The organism is Holdemania sp. 1001095H_141210_F2, assembly GCF_015558105.1.
Classification (GTDB): domain Bacteria; phylum Bacillota_I; class Bacilli_A; order Erysipelotrichales; family Erysipelotrichaceae; genus Holdemania.
Window position 1 is genome coordinate 1 of the sequence record NZ_JADNPO010000014.1, and the last position, 16,772, is coordinate 16,772.

Below are 16,772 nucleotides of genomic sequence, written 5' to 3' on the forward strand. Positions count from 1 at the left end.
TTTAACACTTTAAGCTCTGGCACCACGCGCATAGCACGTGGTATCCACTTCGTATGAAAAAAACACCGGGGTTTGACAATCCCGGTGTTTTTCAATCAATTCTTCATTGATCCCTGACGCTCGCTTCAAACGATACAGGCCATTTCTAAAAGCGCAGGAAATTCAGCCGGCCTCTCAGAACGCTTTCTTATAGACCTCCAGCACCAGCTCAAAGGTGCATGGGCGCGGATTGCCGCCGGTGCAGACGTCCGCCATCGCCGCTTCTGCCAGCGCTGGCAAATCTTCTTCCTGAACACCGATTTCTTTCAGGGTCTGCGGGATGTTGACATCCAGAGACAACTGACGCACCGCGTCGATTGCCGCCTGACGGTATTCGTCTTCCCTCATCGCGTCGACTCCCTTAACGCCCAGGACACGGGCAATTTCACGGAATTTCTCGCCGGTGTAATCCTTGTTGAACTCCATGACATACGGCAGCAGCACCGCGTTGGCAACGCCGTGCGGAATGCCGTAGAAGGCGCTTAATGGATGCGCCATGCCATGCACGACGCCCAGACCGACGTTGGAGAACGCCATGCCGGTCATATACTGACCCAGCGCCATGTCTTCGCGGCCCTTCGGATCATTGTTGACCGCAGCGCGCAGCGAACGGCCGATCAGCTCGATCGCCTTCAGGTTCAGCGTATCCGCCAGCTCCCAGGCAGCCAGCGTCGTATACCCTTCAATCGCGTGCGTCAGCGCATCCATACCGGTGGAAGCCGTCAATCCCTTTGGCATGCTTGACATCATCTCCGGATCGACGATCGCCACAGCCGGCAGATCATGCGGATCCACGCAGACGAACTTCCGGCGCCTGGCTTCGTCGGTAATGACGTAGTTGATCGTCGTTTCCGCGGCCGTACCGGCAGTCGTCGCCACCGCGATCATCGGCACTGCTTTATTTTTCGTAGCGGCCGTGCCTTCCAGGGAGACCACATCGGCGAATTCCGGATTGTTGATGATGATGCCGATCCCCTTGCCGGTATCCTGCGGCGAACCCCCGCCGATGGCGATCAGATAATCCGCGCCGGCTTCCTTGAAAGCCGCGACCCCTTCCTTGACCATATCGACAGTCGGATTGGCTTTGACCTTATCATAGATCGCATACGGCAGCCCTGCCGCATCCAGCAGATCAGTGACCTTTTTGACGACGTTAAACCGGACCAGATCCGCATCGGTGACGATCAGCGCCTTGCGGAAGCCGCGGCTTTTCACCTCGTTTACGATTTCGTTGACTGCGCCGTAGCCATGGTAGCTTGTTTCATTTAACATAAAGCGATTTGCCATATTTGATTTCCTCCTTCGCTTTCTTTACTTTAATTGTAAATAAATTAACAAAGGATTCAAGTGACACTTTGACAAAAATGGTACAATCGGATTTATTCCAGTTCTGTATCCCGCAGCATTGCCCGCAGCTTTTCCGGCTGAGCGTCGATCAACAAATCCACGATCGTTTCCGGGCTTTCCTTTGCCCCCTGAATCACCCATTTCACCGTCATCTGCATCGAACCCCGGCAATACATCTCAAGCAGAAACTGAATCTGGGGCGTCAGCGGCTGCTGCGTCTTCTGTTCGATCCATTTTGTATAGAAATCAAGAATGCATTGATAATCATAGTGCATCAGCGAATTGTAGTCCTGCGAACGAAAAGCCTGAGAAAAAAATGTTTTTTCCTGCCGGATAAATTCGAATTTTTTTAACAAGCCTTCCCGCAGCGTGTACTGGACGCCCATCAGCTTAAACGACTTCTGAGCCAGCCGTTCAAAATACCAGTTAACCAGATCGTATTTGTCCTGAAAATGCCGGTAGAACGACTGCCGGGTCGTATGGGCTGACTCCACAATATCCCGCACGGTGATTTTATCCAGAGGTTCCGTTTCCATCAATGTCTTGATCGCCTCGGCCAGCCGGTACTTCATCATTTCCTTTTCCGCCATCCTGACTCATCCTTTCGCTTTGCCTGTTCGCTTTCATCATAAAAAAAAACGTGCTCTCCGTCAACCGCCGCCTCCGCCGATTTCCTGATTTTCTTATTTGTCAACGTTCTTTTTCCTCACCTTCCCGCTCTGGCTTAAAGAAAGACGCGCGTTTTATCCGATGGGAACCCCCGGCAGATGTTGTCTTTTTCTTTTGTCCGCCAGCTTTTTTATCCTTGAACCGGATCTCATCCTCACGCCATTCTCACACGCCGCCGGTTCTTTCTCACACAAAACTCACAGCTTTCACGGTATTCTATTCCCGTCAAGATGAAGCGGAGGTGTTCATGATGAATGAAATCGCAAATCCCATGACGTTGGAAGCCTTAACGGAAAGTATCCGGACTGCCGTCCGGCTGCAGAATTACGCCGGCGGAGAACACGAAATCGCCGAAGCGATGCGCATGCATCCTCATTCGCCGGTCCCGCACAACCTGATGGGCATCCTGCTGGCCAGCCATCATGAGCTGTTTGCCGCCATGAAACATTTCCGGGCAGCCGCGGCCCTCGATCCCACTTATATCCCGGCCCGCTGCAATCTGGAGCTGTGCGCCTCGTTTACCGATCAGGGGAATTTCGCTTATTCCCCAGGCGACTGTCAGAGCGTTCCAGCCTGGAATCCATGGAAGATCGTCTATGACGAAAAAGGGATCGGTCATGTAGTAAGGAGGAAACATTCATGTTAAGTATTCATGTCAACTGGCTTGGCAAATCCAAATTGACGGTGATCGTCGGCTGCGGGCGGCTGGGTTCCACGCTGGCCGACCAATTATCGGACGAGGGCAAAAACGTAATTCTGATCGATCAGAACGAAGCGGCGTTCCGCAAATTATCGCCGGCCTACGCCGGACTGACGTTAGTCGGCGACGCGACGGACGCCGCCACTTTGAAGCAGGCTGAAATTGAACGGGCGGATCATCTGGTCATCGTCACCAACAACGACAATACCAACATCATGATCGCGCAGCTGGCCCGGGAATGCTTCCAGACGCCGCATGTGATCTGCCGGCTGTATGATCCGCAGCGGGAATGTGTTTACCGGGAATTCGGGATCCAGACGATCTGTCCGACCGCGCTGTCGTCTCTGGCGATCGAACGGCTGTTAAACAATCCGGCCAGTCTGAATCAGACAGGTCAGGAAGGAGGAAATTGAACATGAAGAAACGAATTCTGATTGTCGGCGGTTTTCATAAAGCGCAGACGTTGGCGCGGTCGTTTCTGGAAAAAGGCTACGACGTCACGGCGATCAATAAAAATCCCCTGCATTGCCGGGTTCTGGCGCAGATGAGCGATTTGACGGTATTGACCGGCGATGGCTCCAAGCCCTTCGTGCTCGAAGACGCTCAGGCGGAAAATGCAGATATCGCGATTGCGCTGACGCCGCGGGATGACGACAATCTCGTGATCTGTCAGCTTTGCAAGAAACAATTCCACGTCCGCAAGACAGTTTCACTGGTGGCCAATCCGGAAAAAATCAAATTTTTCTACCGGATGGGGATCGATTCTGTCGTCTGTGCGTTGTCTGCCATTACCAGCATTGTGGAGCAGCAGACCTTTCTCGATGAATTTACAACCCTGCTTCCCCTGGGGGATGGCGAGCTGCGGATTTCCGAACTGCGGCTGCCGGCTACCTCTCCCGTTATCGGGAAGACGCTCAGCGAAATTCAGCTCAGCCGCGACGTCATCATCGCGACGATTCTGCGTCAGGATCAGCCGCTGGTTCCGCATGGAGATACGAAGCTATTAGCGCAGGACGTCCTGATTCTGATCGCCGCCGCCAAACAGGAAGCCGCCTCCGTCAGGGTGCTGCAGGGCAAATGAAAAATTCAGGATGGAGCCGGCTGCGGCATGGCGGCATTATCGGCAAATTTATGATGTTGTGCGGCTTGCTTTGCGCCGTACCGATGGTGACGGCCTGTTTTTATCCAACCCTGCCCAAAGAACTGGAAGCCTTCGCGCTGCCGGCTGGAATTTCGCTTTTGGCGGGGTTGTTCAGCTGTTGGAAAGGGGCGGTGCAGGATCAGGAGGAACCACGTCCGCAGCTGATTCAAAAAGGGGGATTCTTCGTCTTGTTCGCCTGGCTGTACGGAATTTTCATCGGGGCGCTGCCCTTTGTTTTAGCCGGCCGGTTAAACTGGATTCAAAGCTTGTTCGAATCGGTCAGCGGCTGGACGACGACCGGTTTATCCGTGCTGGATGTGACGCAGGTTTCACCGATATTTCTGTTTCACCGGGGCTTTATGCAATATTGCGGCGGTCTGGGCTTCGTCATGGTGATGACGTTGTTCATCCAGAATAAACAAAGCATGAACCTGTTTCAGGCTGAGGGACATTCCGATCAGCTCACCCCGAATCTGGGCCGGACAGTGCGTTTGATCGTGTTGATGTACACAACCTTCCTGGCGCTGGGCGTCGCGGCCTATGTCCTGGCGGGCATGAATTTCTTCGACAGTCTGATCCATGCGATGTGCGCCTTATCCACCGGCGGATTCTCCACCCGCGTGGAAAGCATCGGCTACTATCAAAGTCCGCTGATCGAATTCATCACGATCGTACTGATGGTGATCGGAACGACGAACTTTGCGGCGTTGTTGCTGCTGGTGCGCAGACAGGCGCGTAAGTTTATGGCCGTCAGCGAAGTCCGGTTTATGGGACTGGTGCTGGCGATGGCAATTCCTCTGACGGCGCTGGTGTTGTTCTTTGCGGCTTACGCCGATCTGCCCGGCAGTTTCCGGATCGCTTTCTTCGAGGTGGTTTCCGCGTTGTCAACTTCCGGTTTTTCCACAGTCGGTTATACGCAGTGGCCGCAGGCCGCGGTGTTCGTACTGATCGTCATGATGTTGATCGGCGGCGGAATTGGTTCGACGGCCGGGGGTCTGAAACTGACGCGGGTCTATCTGATGCTGCGGGGGCTGGGTGAAAGTTTGCGCCGCAGAAACGCGCCGGCGGGCGCCGTTTCCTGTATGTTTTTTAAGCGGCCGCAGGGACGGGTAGCCATTGATCAAAAGTTGTTAGCAGATACCGCAAATTTTGTTTTCTGTTATTTTCTGATTTATCTGATTGGAACGTTCTTGTTGATGCTGACGGCGAATTGTTCGTTGATCGAAGCGATGTTCGATTTTTCTTCCGCATTGGGGACTGTCGGGTTGTCAATCGGCATCACCGGACCGGCGACGCCTGCTTTGGCCTTGATCGTGGAAATGGCGGGAATGCTTTTAGGGCGGTTGGAGATCTTCATTCTGCTCTCAGGGATCCACGCGGGGTTCCTTCGCTTAAAAAACGCGGTTTTCCAATAGCGGTTTTGCTTTGTGAAAGCGAAAGACGCCGGCCTTGAGAAGAAGTGGAAAGACAGTTTCTCCGCTTTCTTTCCTCTTGAACCTGCTTCTTTATCTTGAGAATCAACCAGGTCTGTTCTATAATGAAAACAAGTTATAGCAGCGCATAATCAGGTTGAGCGTTTCGACTCACAGCCGTAAATTGTGGATTAGAATCCGTAAGGGTTGGAATCTGCGTTTACGGCTTTTCAATTCATGCCCGCTTTCATTTCAAACTGCGTCAGCGCAAAGGAGAAAATCATGAATTATCAAATTTTAGATCTGGAGACCTACAAGCGAAAGAGCCATTTTGAATACTTCAGTCAGTTGGCTTATCCCTATGTCGGCGTGACCGCTGACGTCGATATCACAAAGTTCCACGCCAAAATAAAAGAACAGCGCCTGCCGTTCTTCCTTTCCTTCTGTTATTGCGCCGCCCAGGCCGCAAATGCCGTTCCGGAATTCCGCCAGCGGATTCTCAAGGGGCAAATCATTCAGTTTGATCGCTGCCGGACTTCTCATACCGTCGCGCTGGAAGATGGGACATATTGTTACTGCACGCTGGATTATTCGCTGCCTTTCCCCGACTTTTTGCCTTATGCGCAAAAGATGCAGGAGGCGGCAAAGCAAGGCGGATCGATTGCGGAAAACGAGGAAGACACGCTGGATTTTTTCTACATTTCCACGCTGCCCTGGATTTCATATTCCGCATTGATTCAGCCGGTGCCGATCCCCGCTGACAGCAATCCCCGGATCACCTGGGGCAAGTTCTCAACGCGGGATAACCGGCTGGTTCTGCCAGTATCCGTGTTATGCCATCATGCCTTAGTCGACGGCCGCCATCTTGGGCTGTTTTATCAGGCGCTGGATCAGGCCTTAGCCCAGCTGTGCGCCGCTCTGTGACGCTGATCGGTCACGCCTCGAAGAAACCGGCGTTTCTTGTCAACCAGCCGCCAGTCCAAACTTAAGCGCCGGAAGCCGCCCCGCAGGGACGGCTTCAAAGACAGATCCAATCACGATTGTTGATCAACATCGCTGCCCTGAGTGATTCAAAGATTTTCCAGTCCTTTACTCTGTGTCACCGTGAGCTTCTGCCAAAAGAAATTGAAACCAGAAAATTCACGCTGACAAAAGACGGCACTCTTCATCGTTTCTTTTTCACACTTGAGGTTCGCGAAACAATTCCATCATTTCAGTGAACGAAATCAAACTGACATGGTCCAGCGTTTCCGCCATCTCGCGGCAGCCTTGCGTAAAACCGGTCTTCGCAAATAAAAATAAGTGAACTTCTGTGTAAGAAAACAGCTGGCTGCGGCTGACTAATGTTTTTAACACGCCTTGATCGACCTTTTCATTCGTCCATTTGCATTCACCGAACAAGGCCGTCGTTTTATCCTGAACGCCCATAATGTCAATTTCCGTCTGTTTTTTTTCGCGGGGATCCGTTCCCCACCAACGACCCAGCTCTGAAAAAAACACAGGTGATCTGCCTGCCAGAAGCAATTTCCAAAGATATTGCATACAGATCTGTTCAAAAACATTTCCCATGTATTCTGATAAATAGGGCTCGATCCGCTTAAAAGCCAGTTCTTTCGCTCCGCGGGAAATAATTGAGCTGTTCTGTGGAACAAACCGGTACCAGAACCGGAAAAGATTGTCGCTGATCACATAGACGGCCTTTCGGGAAGCCTGATCACCATACGGTATTTCCTTTTGAACCCATCCCAATCCTAACAGATTCTTCAGATAGGCGGCACAGACATTCGTATTTTCGCCAACCTTTGAAGAAATCTCCGACAAACGGGAAGCCCCGTTAGCGATTGCTGAAATGATCGCATTGTAAAGGGCAGGTTCACGAACTTCTTGTTTCAGAAGATTTTCCGGCTCCTCAAATAAGGCGGACGTCGGATCTAAGAATGTATTCTTAATATTTTCAGCGACGCTGAGCCGATCGTCAATCTGAAGCAGATACTGAGGCGTCCCGCCCACCGCTCCGTAAACAAGCGCTTGTTCTTCAGCAGAGTAGCCGGGGAAACAGCGGCAGACTTCTTCAAAATCAAACGGCAGGATCTTCATTTGAGCTGTTCTCCGGCCATAAAGCGGAGCCTTGTATGCCAAAACATGATCTTCCATATAAGACATCGAGGATCCGCACAAGATAAGCATAAGTTTAGACGTTTCTTTATATTGATCGATCAGAAGCTGGAGCGTGGAAGCTAAGCTGGCAGAAGCTCGGGCTACATACGGGTATTCATCAATGACCAAAACCAACCGCTGATGTTCGGCAAGTTGAAAGACCATTTCTAAAGCTGCCTGAAAGGAAAGAAACGTCGTCTCAGCCTTGAACCCTGTTTCCATTTCCAAAATACTGCGGCTGAAATTCTCTAAATTCTGTTTAGCATTGCTTTCCACACCCATAAAATAAATGGCTTTTTTATCGTTGATAAACTGATTGATCAACGTCGTTTTGCCTACCCGGCGGCGGCCGTAAATCACGGCAAATTCAAAACGATCCGATTGATAAAGCCGATCTAAAGCAGCGAGTTCACGAGTTCTGCCAATAAACATCCGGTTCTCCTCCTTATCCTTTTAATTCACTATAAAGTAAATGATAAATTTAGTCAAGTATGATTTGGCAAATCGTATCTGAGTAATTTTGTTGATAAGAAAGGTAGGCGTTTACTGCGGGTTCCTCGGCTCGCGGTTGCCTTTGATCGTCAGTTCCATGGATTCCAGCTGATGAAACACGCATTCCACTTCATCCTCAATCTGACTGCGGATCGCTTCCGAAAACGGTTCAAGAAATTCCGCGATCGCTTTGTCATATTGATTTTTATACTTTGTGTTCAGCTGTTTCCAGTTCACTGCCCGAAACCAGGACAAACGTTCTTCATGAATCTTCAGCTGACCTTGCATCATCATCACGGCCAGAATGGGATATCCTGGATAGTGCTGCCACAGTGTCGCGTTGTCGTTGCTGGAATAGCCGTTTTCCAAAAACTTGACCGTGTACCGTTTGGCCTGATCCGAGGAGAGAACATAAGCGCGGTCGGCCCGCATGTCAATCCGCTGATCCGCCACCGCGCTCAGCGCTTCATAAATTTTTGATAGAGGGGGATTTTTTTCCATGCTTGACTCCTTTATTTTTATTCTTCTATTATACCCTGTCCGCGAACGCTGCGGACTTTTTTACTCAACTCGCCTCGGATTCCGCGCTGACGCCTTCCTTCAGGAAACGATTCAGACGGCGGTTTCTGACAAACGGCAGGTAGAGGATCAGACAAATTCCCTGACCGATCGCTGAAAGCAGGCCCAGAGCCAGGCTTTCGCCAAAGAAACCGAATGCCAGCGTCGAGATCAGCCGGCCTGCCGTCATGATCGACGTTTCCAGCGCGACTAACCGGCCGCGCATCTGTTCCTCGCAGCCCAGAATCATCGCCGAGGAAACGATGATGTTGCCAATCGAATTGAACAGATTGGCAATCAGATACGAAACGCATACTAACGCCGGATTGCGGCTCAAGGCGGTGATGAACGAGGCGATTGTGCCGATGATCATCGGCAGTAAGCTGCACAGCTTATCGCGCAGCGGTTTGGGCAGCATTCCGGGAATAAACGTTCCGGCTACCGCGCCGACGCTGCCGAAGGTCAGATATAAACTGTAAAATTCATCGGCCAGTCCCTTCTGCTGCAAAAACGGCAGCGTCACCGAGGATAAGCCCGATACCAGTACGTTCCAGGCTAAAAGCAGAAGCAGCAGATCGCGCAGGGACGGATTGCCAAACGTGATCTGTAAGCCCTCTTTAAAATCGTTGAAAAAGGAACTTGACGCTGAGACCGGGACTTCGGTCGGCCGCAGCGTGATGAAGCATTCCGACAACGACGAAGCCCAATACAGCACGCCGTTGACGATCAACAAAGTTGCCGGCCCACACATCAGCGCCAACAGGCTGCATATTCCCTTGCCAGTCAGGTTGATAACCATGAACAATCCTGTGTTCCACGACTGTGCCTTCATGAACTGGCTGCGTGAAACGACAAGCGTAAACGCGGCCGTTGCGGCTGGATTAAACAGCGCGTTGCACAGCGCCATCGCCGCCGCGCACAAAATCAGCACCGGCACTGACAACGCTCGTCCCCAAAACCAAAGTCCGGCCAGCACCAGCGTCACTCCACGGATAAAGTCCATCAGCACCATCATCCTTTTCTTGCTTCGCCGGTCGACGATCGGTCCCAAAAACGGCGTGATCAGCACCGAAACCGCCATGCTGATGGAACTCATAACGCTCATCATCATCGTCGATCCCGTCTGTTTGTAAACCCAGATCCCGGCCGCTATGCTGAACAGCACATCGCCAAAGCCGGAAAACAGGTTGCCCTGAAGCAAAAGCAGATAGCTGCGGTTGCGCAGCAGCGGCTTTTCGTTCTCCTGCCTTGGTTCCTCCCCCTGTCCTTCTTCCACTTTCTTTGCGGCTTCATCCGTCAATGCCTGCGGCATTTCTGCTTTCATTTCTTTCTTTCTCATCTTGATCACCCGGATTTACTATAACAAAAACAGGACCCGCAAGTCCTGCCTTTATCCATTGATCCAAATTTCGCGGATCAGCGCCGGTTTCCGCCGTTTTGTAATCCGCTCAAAATTTGCCAGTCCTTTGTAGCTGCCGCTCTGCTGCACCAGCGTCAGCAGTTCGTCATGGAGCAGCGGAATCAACTCCTGCGGACGGTAGACCGTGTCTTCAATCTCCGGCAGAATCTCTTTCAATATTCGCTGCTGCAGCAAGCCCGGCGCTTCCCCAGTCTGCTTCGCTTCATAATACCGGTAAACGGCCAGGGTTCCGGGCGTCGTCCAGCGGTCAAGATAGACCTGCGCCAGTTTCAAAATCCGCGCCGGATCCAGAGGACAGCGAAATAAATGCGGCAGATAGTACAACGCCAGATATGGCGCCTGGGCTAACGCCCGGTCGATCCGCTCCGTCCCCCTCTTTGCGCCGCCTTCGCACAGGCACAGCCCCAGCTCCATCCAGCCCTGACTTGTCAGCTCCTTGGGCAGCGCTGCCAGCGTTTGTTCGAATGATCCGCTCCTGCGGAATGCGTCGTCCTGATCAAATTGCTTCCAGATCCGAAAACGCATAACCTCTGTGAGGGTACGCACGGAATCCGATAATGGATACAAGCCGCTTAACACCTGATTGAAGCAATCCAGGGCTTCCGCCTTGCGGTTCAGCGCGGATAGGAAGGTGCCCTTGCGGTGCAGCCAGATCCCGTCGTGCGGCTCACACTGCTCCAGCCGTTCCAGTAAGGTTTCGGACAGTTTCCGATCCGTCCATTGATTGATGTTGATCTGCCAGAATAAGACGATCATCATGACATATAAATCCTCATCCAGCACTTGAGCCAGATCAAGGTACATGGAAATCTGATTTTTCAGCTTCGCATCAAATTCACGGTAGCGGATATACAACGGTTTGTGCGGCTGCGTATCCGGAAAGGCAAGATGTTCGATGATCAAGGACAGGCATAGCTGCAGCTCCATCGTGATCACCTGCGTTGTCAGCGGCAAGGCTTCGATATCCGTAAGCAGCTCACCGAGCGCTTTCTGATCGAACTGTTCGTAAGCCTGCTTCAGCCGCTGGATTCGTTCTTTACGCAAATCAACCTGTTCGGGTTGTTTTAACGGCGTTTCGCCCAGTTTTCGAAGCAGCAGCTCCAGCCGTTCTTCATCCTGAATTCCCTGGCCCTGTTCCAATTTATATAACGTCATCCGCGAACAAATCGCTTCTCCCGTCTCATCGAGGATAAATTGATCCTGCGTCCAGCCGCCGGCCGGATCTTCCATTAAGCGCTGACGGCGGTGAATGCCGATCAACACCCCGGCTACGCGTTTTGTTTCTTCCTGCATACACAGCCCTCCTCTGTCGGCTTCTTAAGGCTCTGACCAGCCACTTCGTTCATGCTACTCACCCAAAGCTTCCAGAATGGATTCCTTGATAAACGAATAGCGGCGCACATAGTCGTTGCGGATCGTGATCAGCCGGAGTTGATGCGCCTCGCAGATCTGGCGCTTTTTCTGATCCCGGCTGCGGACCTTGGCATCGTTGAAATGCTCCGTGCCGCCGACCTCCACCGCCAATAACGGCCGGTGGCTCAAGTCGTAGATCACAAAATCAAAATGAGCCTGATTTCCATACATAAACAACTTGCGATCTCCGGGATCCAATTCCAGAACGTCAGTGATCTTCACCTTCTGTTCGACTAAAATCTGGCCGAATACCGATTTGATGTGCAGCAGTGTTTTCAAAAACTCATCTTCCGCGGCGGTGTTGAAATACTTAAAGTTTTTGACCTTCGACTGAAACAGCTGACTTTCCCGGGCGCTGATTTGAGTTTGCCCCTGCTTTCCGACATATTGCATCAGTTCCAGCAGATCGTTGGTTTTCCCCTGGGAGAGGCGGGCGATCTGGGCCCGGTCGGCGATCATCGTGAAATGCTGCTGAGCGCGGGTGACGCCGACGTTGATCAGCTCCTGATTGTTTTTCACCCAGTCAAACGTGCCCTGCGTCGTCGATTCTGTCATCGCGCAGCTGAGAATCACCGTGTCCTTCTCGTCGCCCTGGAAGGTGTGGATTGTTCCAACCTTAACGAAATCGAGGTCCTGTTCAGACAGAACCCGCCGGATCATCTGTGCCTGACGGCGAAACGGCGTGATCACCGCGACATTCTTCTGGGGATGATCGCGAATCTGGCGGACGATCTCCGCGACTTCTTCCATCGCCACGTTTTTCTGCTTCTGCGCCGAGGAATGCACGTCGATCAGCGTCAGCGCATCCGGTGAAGCTGGCGGGCCGCACAGCACCAGCTCCCCACCGTAATATTTCTGATTGGAGAAGGCGATGATCGGATCTGCGCAGCGGTAATGATGTTTTAACAGAATAAATTTTGAGATCGTGTCGATTTTCAGCATCGTGCTGAGAATCGAGTTCATCTTATAATCATAAGCCTGGGGAATATCGTAATCCCAGACCAGCCGGGTATTGCGGGAAGCGGGCAGCGTGATGACCGGCTGCAGCTGGCTCGGATCGCCGACAAACAGTGCCCGGCGGCACCGGGCCATCGGCAATAAGGAAAGCGGATTGCTGCACTGCCCGGCTTCATCCATGATCATGAGATCAAAAATGGGTTCCGCGGTGGCCAGCTTGCTGCAGGACACATTGGTGGAAATCAGAAATGGAAAACAATCCAGCACCTGTTCCAACCCTTCACGCCTCTGAATCAGCGCCCGGAACTCAAGAAAACGGTCTTCCGGGTTGTCAATCCGGACGATGGATCGCAATGATTCATTGCGTTTGTTCAACAGGCGCTGCAGCACAGCCCGCGATTTCAGATCAAGATACCGCAGAACCTCGCGGGGATCCTGAACTGCCTGGATTTCATCTTCACTTACGCCTTCCAGTGACTGGCGCTGACGGCGCAGTCCGGCAAGCTGGCTTTCAATCGCCATCGCAGTCATCTGGGCGCTTGGTTCCTGCCGGCTGCTAAACCGCAGCTGGTTTAATACCCCTTCCAGCGATTCGATCTGTTCATCCAGCTCCAGCCGGGTTTCAATCTGATCCAGCAGCTGATTCATCTGCTTGCGGCTGCCGCCCAGTTTCTTCGTCAATACCTTCAGTTCTTCCCGTTCTTCCCGCGTCGGCGGACAGGCCTGAGCTTGATCTAAAAACAGCTTGATCTGCACCAGCGCCTCCTCAATCCGCTGATTGGAGCCCAAGCGCAGGATTGGAAAGCGTATTCGCCGGTCTCCGCTTTGCAGGGAGTTCAGCTTGCGGTCCAGATTGTCGATCGCTTCGTTGTTATTGGAAACGACCAGGGCGGTCTGGTTATTGAGAAAGCAGGAAAGCAGCACGTTGACGATCGTCGCGCTTTTCCCGGTCCCCGGCGGTCCCTGGACATACACAACGTTTTGATTCATGGCGTTATAAATCGCCCGGAACTGATTGATGTTGACCTGCGACCCCAGCGTCAGAATCGGCGTCTTCCGCCGGCGGACTTTTTCCGGCATGCCAAAGAAGGCTTTCAGCGGAGCACAGAGCGTCTGATTCTGCATCTGGTTCTGAATTTCATTGTATTCTGTTTCAATGTTAATGTTCATCCGGCGCTTGAGTTCAAACAAATACGGCCGTTCATCCACAGTTTCGCCTCGTCCGCAGTTCACCGCAATCTGTTCGCTCATCATCGCAGCCTGAGTCGGATAGCGGTCGATGAATTCCCCGGCTGAGCAGTCGAGATAGCGCTGCAGTAAAAACCGCGGCTGCTCCTGGTCGTCGCTGACTTTGATGTTGAAGCCAAGATCCGGCGAGACGATCAGCCGGCGGTGAACCAGATCGAGCAAAAGATCGCGGTAAACGATTGGAATCATCCCATCCCGCCGCTGCAGGGCCAGTACGTTGATCGCCAGCTTCAGCCAGGCCGGAGCTTGTTTTCGCCGCTGCAGGCGCAGCTCGTTCTGCAGCCGGCGCACCATCTGATCAAATTGTTCCAGCCCCAGCGGCATCGCGTTCTTCTTTAAAATATCAGGATCCAGACCATCGACCAGCGTATAGCTGTGAACGGAGGTGTCCTGATCCAGCAGGTAGCATTGCCGGTAATAGCCGAGCACCCGCTCATTGATGCCGGTATATTCCAGAAAGTCAAAGTCATTGTAATGCGTGCGGATTTTATCCATCAGGGCTTCCTGCAGCGGAAAGATTGTACTTTCGATGACCCGCGCCGACAGAATTTTATCAAAATAGACCGTTCCGTCCAGAACGTCCATTGACTTCTCCGGGTTGAACATTTTCACTTTCATTTTTCGGCTCGGGACTTCGATGTCTTCGATCGCAATCCAAAAAAATGTCCGCTTCTGATCGCTCGTGTTGTCATACTCGATCTGCAGCCATTTTCCGCTCTGTATCGATTTTGAACACTCCAGGGCCTTGGAATTCATAGATTGACTTGCTCCTTAAGTTGATTATACCACAGCCGTTTTCAAATAGAAAAGCAGACCGTACAAAGGGTACCCCAGGGCAGTCCGCTTTTCAACATCCAGAATTGAAAGAGAATTATCAATAACTTCCATAAGCTTGAACGTGTTCCGTCCAAATCAAAGAACAGAACCGCCTGGATCCGCTTTGCACTCAGTACTTATTCCCACAGGCTTGAACGAACGCCGCTTGTCCGTTCATCAGGAACGTTATGATTTCAGAGGCGTTCACGGAAATAGGGATGGACTCCATGATGTCCCGTAAGACCGATTCCGTAAATTGCGGCGGGTTGTACTCAATCTGATTTTGGATAAGAAATTCTCTGAAGGCGTCGATCAGCCGATCCTGGGATCGATCTAAATTTCTGGGGTATCCCATCGCGATTAAAGAAAGATTATTATCAAAGTTCGGCGCCATTCCCAGAACCTTACCGGTCGTCCGGGATCGTAAAATACCGTAATTCATCTCATGGCGATCGGGATTTCTAACGATTGCGTCCAGATACAAAAGATCTAAATATTGCCTGCCGCAATCTGGATTCAGATTCTTCAGCGTTTGATAATTCAATGTGTAATCTTCCGTTTGATCACCAATCAGCGCGGCCGCTGGTTCAAAATTCATTTCCTGTTTCGTAAAATCCTCCGACATGATATAGTCTTCTTTTAATCGGTAGACCGCCATGTCCATGCCTAAAAAGCGTCCGAGCTGAGCACAGAAGAATTCGCTGAAAAGTTGTTCAGGACTGCCTTGCTTGCTTAACCACCAGACTCCGTCAACAAGCTTCCAGCCTTTTTCAAAGCTGCCGATATTGGTCAACTCCGGAGTGTGCGAGGATCGCGGATCTAATCTTTGGGAAAACACCTCCAAATCTCCCGCTAAGGCAAGATCGGAATAGGTATCGGTTTTAAAGCGGATATCCTCATACGTCAAGGTGTCGGTGTCTAATTTGATCCAATAGTTATCTGTAATACACGCAGCTCTAACTGCCATGGTTGTGGATAACTCATCCTTCCTCTGCAGCTGAAGCGCTTTTTTAAGAAGACGGGAATGTACGCGATCCCCGTCAATCGCCCGACTTTGGATCCATGTCAATAGATCGCCGTTTCTGCGGAAATAATAAGGAAGGCAATCGCTGCGGAGTATTTTAAGCTGATTCTTCTCGATGAGAGCGACCGGCAGATCTCCGCTCATCAGCAACCCATTGATTTGATTCATGAGCTGTCCTCCTTTTTGTTTATTCTATTTTAAGCGATCCCAAAAAGTTTGGCAATGCCTGCCTGCTTTTCTATCAATTCTGCGCTGATTCAACATTTTCTAAACGACTAAGCTTAAATCCAGAAAAGAGCTTCATGCTTCTTAAAGCATTTTAAGCAGAAAAATCAGCTTGTTCCATCGCTTCATATTTTCTTATAACTGCATCAATTTCATCAAGAGCCGCCTGGTGTTTCTCCGGATCTTCGATAAAACCGAGAAGAATTTCATCAAAGGTCTTATTTTCACTTTTCATTAAGAGTGAATTGAGTAAATTTTTAGAATACTGACCTTGGGTGATGGAAACCCAATACTTTGTTCCATCAATTTCTGCTTTCCTGATTAGCTCTTTTTCTTCCATTCTCATTAGAAAAACAGCGACTGAACTATCTTTCCAGTGGTTGGGATACGCTTCACGCACTCTTTTATAAATCTCATGACAAGCGATTTGATATTTGTTGTTCCAAAATAATTGAAGAATTAAGTTCTCAGAATTAGATGTTTTTTTCATACAGTTCCCCTTTCGCTACAATTATATTATTTTTTGTAGTTTTTGAAAGAGATTTTACTAAACAAAGCCTATTATTTCTGTTCTTGTCCTTCAGCTTGTAGATTCAACCTTTTTTGGTTATCATAAATTCTACGCCCAGTCATTACTCTTCAATTTTCTTTCACTCCGTTTTGACAGTACTCTATTTTACTGAGACGCCCGGCGAGGCTTCTTCGATTTCCGCTCCCGCAGCTGCCGCTGACGGATTGCAGACGTTTCCAATTCCGGCATGCGCCTGCACAGCGCTCTATGCGCTTTCATTGTGTCCCGGGTTTCAATAAAATAAGTTTCTCCGTTCAGAGTCCGGATTCGGATTCCATCCCGGGTATTCCACTCCGCCACCTCGCAGAACGGAATAGCCGTCACAGCCTGTGTTTTTTCCGGAAGCAGAACGATTTCTCCGGCTTCGATTCGGGCGCAGGTTTCATCCTGAATGCCGAAGACGACGATCAGCGCCGTAAGGGCAAAGATCAGACCGGGAATCATGAGCGCGGCATTCCCGGAAAGGATCATCACGAAGGCAAAGAAAGCACACAGTCCTGTCGAGGTTCTTGGCTTCGTTTTGATCCGGATACCGGCTGTCTCATTCGCAGTTAATTCTTTCATTTTTTCCTCCATTCCCGTG

Annotated in this window: 15 protein-coding genes; 5 read left to right on the forward strand and 10 right to left on the reverse strand. The window is 51.0% G+C overall.

What is annotated here, in order from left to right:
* Positions 1–174: 174 nt before the first annotated feature.
* Together fucO and I2G61_RS09710 are read right to left on the reverse strand one after the other, a co-directional pair.
* Complete coding sequence (gene fucO / locus I2G61_RS09705; protein WP_072683094.1) at positions 175–1,326, reverse strand: lactaldehyde reductase; 1,152 nt, start codon at positions 1,324–1,326, stop codon at positions 175–177.
* Between the two features lie 92 nt (positions 1,327–1,418).
* Positions 1,419–1,976, reverse strand: a complete 558-nt coding sequence (locus tag I2G61_RS09710; protein ID WP_072683093.1) for a TetR/AcrR family transcriptional regulator C-terminal domain-containing protein — start codon at positions 1,974–1,976, stop codon at positions 1,419–1,421.
* Positions 1,977–2,305: 329 nt separating this feature from the next.
* Here I2G61_RS09710 and I2G61_RS09715 point away from each other — a divergent pair, with 329 nt between their 5' ends.
* From I2G61_RS09715 to I2G61_RS09735, 5 genes are all read left to right on the forward strand, one after another.
* Positions 2,306–2,701: a hypothetical protein gene (locus tag I2G61_RS09715; protein ID WP_072683092.1), complete on the forward strand. Its 396-nt coding sequence runs from the start codon at positions 2,306–2,308 to the stop codon at positions 2,699–2,701.
* Positions 2,695–3,168, forward strand: a complete 474-nt coding sequence (locus tag I2G61_RS09720; RefSeq protein ID WP_072683091.1) for a TrkA family potassium uptake protein — start codon at positions 2,695–2,697, stop codon at positions 3,166–3,168. Before I2G61_RS09715 ends, I2G61_RS09720 begins: the two co-directional genes overlap by 7 nt.
* Positions 3,169–3,170: 2 nt before the next feature.
* Positions 3,171–3,836 (forward strand): TrkA family potassium uptake protein, encoded by a 666-nt coding sequence (locus I2G61_RS09725; protein ID WP_072683090.1) that lies wholly within the window; start codon positions 3,171–3,173, stop codon positions 3,834–3,836.
* Complete coding sequence (locus I2G61_RS09730; protein ID WP_072683089.1) at positions 3,833–5,311, forward strand: TrkH family potassium uptake protein; 1,479 nt, start codon at positions 3,833–3,835, stop codon at positions 5,309–5,311. Before I2G61_RS09725 ends, I2G61_RS09730 begins: the two co-directional genes overlap by 4 nt.
* A 279-nt stretch (positions 5,312–5,590) precedes the next feature.
* Entirely contained in the window at positions 5,591–6,232 is a 642-nt protein-coding gene (locus I2G61_RS09735; RefSeq protein WP_072683088.1) for a CatA-like O-acetyltransferase, read from the forward strand.
* A gap of 255 nt (positions 6,233–6,487) precedes the next feature.
* On the opposite strand, the gene I2G61_RS09740 is transcribed toward I2G61_RS09735, so the two are convergent.
* The 8 genes from I2G61_RS09740 to I2G61_RS09775 form a co-directional block, all read right to left on the reverse strand.
* Positions 6,488–7,897 (reverse strand): ATP-binding protein, encoded by a 1,410-nt coding sequence (locus I2G61_RS09740; protein WP_072683087.1) that lies wholly within the window; start codon positions 7,895–7,897, stop codon positions 6,488–6,490.
* A gap of 111 nt (positions 7,898–8,008) precedes the next feature.
* A complete protein-coding gene (locus tag I2G61_RS09745; RefSeq protein WP_072683086.1) occupies positions 8,009–8,458 on the reverse strand; it encodes a hypothetical protein in 450 nt (149 codons plus the stop codon).
* A 64-nt stretch (positions 8,459–8,522) separates the two neighbouring features.
* On the reverse strand, positions 8,523–9,854 hold the full coding sequence (locus I2G61_RS09750; protein ID WP_083538356.1) for an MFS transporter: 1,332 nt from the start codon (positions 9,852–9,854) through the stop codon (positions 8,523–8,525).
* A gap of 51 nt (positions 9,855–9,905) precedes the next feature.
* The gene (locus I2G61_RS09755) at positions 9,906–11,228 is read right to left on the reverse strand and encodes a hypothetical protein (protein ID WP_072683084.1); all 1,323 of its coding nucleotides are present in this window, start codon (positions 11,226–11,228) and stop codon (positions 9,906–9,908) included.
* 54 nt (positions 11,229–11,282) lie between these two features.
* A complete protein-coding gene (locus tag I2G61_RS09760) occupies positions 11,283–14,309 on the reverse strand; it encodes an AAA domain-containing protein (protein ID WP_072683083.1) in 3,027 nt (1,008 codons plus the stop codon).
* Between the two features lie 190 nt (positions 14,310–14,499).
* Complete coding sequence (locus I2G61_RS09765) at positions 14,500–15,561, reverse strand: hypothetical protein (RefSeq protein WP_072683082.1); 1,062 nt, start codon at positions 15,559–15,561, stop codon at positions 14,500–14,502.
* A 151-nt stretch (positions 15,562–15,712) separates the two neighbouring features.
* On the reverse strand, positions 15,713–16,108 hold the full coding sequence (locus I2G61_RS09770; protein WP_072683081.1) for a BlaI/MecI/CopY family transcriptional regulator: 396 nt from the start codon (positions 16,106–16,108) through the stop codon (positions 15,713–15,715).
* A 186-nt stretch (positions 16,109–16,294) separates the two neighbouring features.
* Positions 16,295–16,753, reverse strand: a complete 459-nt coding sequence (locus tag I2G61_RS09775) for a hypothetical protein (protein WP_195395752.1) — start codon at positions 16,751–16,753, stop codon at positions 16,295–16,297.
* Positions 16,754–16,772 lie beyond the last annotated feature (19 nt).

Coding starts and splice junctions, on each gene's coding strand:
- I2G61_RS09760 (WP_072683083.1), bottom strand. CDS start 14,309: ATGAATTCCAAGGCCCTGGAGTGTTCAAAATCGATACAGAGCGGAAAA.
- I2G61_RS09725 (WP_072683090.1), top strand. CDS start 3,171: ATGAAGAAACGAATTCTGATTGTCGGCGGTTTTCATAAAGCGCAGACG.
- I2G61_RS09720 (WP_072683091.1), top strand. CDS start 2,695: ATGTTAAGTATTCATGTCAACTGGCTTGGCAAATCCAAATTGACGGTG.
- I2G61_RS09715 (WP_072683092.1), top strand. CDS start 2,306: ATGAATGAAATCGCAAATCCCATGACGTTGGAAGCCTTAACGGAAAGT.
- I2G61_RS09740 (WP_072683087.1), bottom strand. CDS start 7,897: ATGTTTATTGGCAGAACTCGTGAACTCGCTGCTTTAGATCGGCTTTAT.
- I2G61_RS09770 (WP_072683081.1), bottom strand. CDS start 16,108: ATGAAAAAAACATCTAATTCTGAGAACTTAATTCTTCAATTATTTTGG.
- fucO (WP_072683094.1), bottom strand. CDS start 1,326: ATGGCAAATCGCTTTATGTTAAATGAAACAAGCTACCATGGCTACGGC.
- I2G61_RS09735 (WP_072683088.1), top strand. CDS start 5,591: ATGAATTATCAAATTTTAGATCTGGAGACCTACAAGCGAAAGAGCCAT.
- I2G61_RS09755 (WP_072683084.1), bottom strand. CDS start 11,228: ATGCAGGAAGAAACAAAACGCGTAGCCGGGGTGTTGATCGGCATTCAC.
- I2G61_RS09750 (WP_083538356.1), bottom strand. CDS start 9,854: ATGAGAAAGAAAGAAATGAAAGCAGAAATGCCGCAGGCATTGACGGAT.
- I2G61_RS09745 (WP_072683086.1), bottom strand. CDS start 8,458: ATGGAAAAAAATCCCCCTCTATCAAAAATTTATGAAGCGCTGAGCGCG.
- I2G61_RS09710 (WP_072683093.1), bottom strand. CDS start 1,976: ATGGCGGAAAAGGAAATGATGAAGTACCGGCTGGCCGAGGCGATCAAG.
- I2G61_RS09730 (WP_072683089.1), top strand. CDS start 3,833: ATGAAAAATTCAGGATGGAGCCGGCTGCGGCATGGCGGCATTATCGGC.
- I2G61_RS09765 (WP_072683082.1), bottom strand. CDS start 15,561: ATGAATCAAATCAATGGGTTGCTGATGAGCGGAGATCTGCCGGTCGCT.
- I2G61_RS09775 (WP_195395752.1), bottom strand. CDS start 16,753: ATGAAAGAATTAACTGCGAATGAGACAGCCGGTATCCGGATCAAAACG.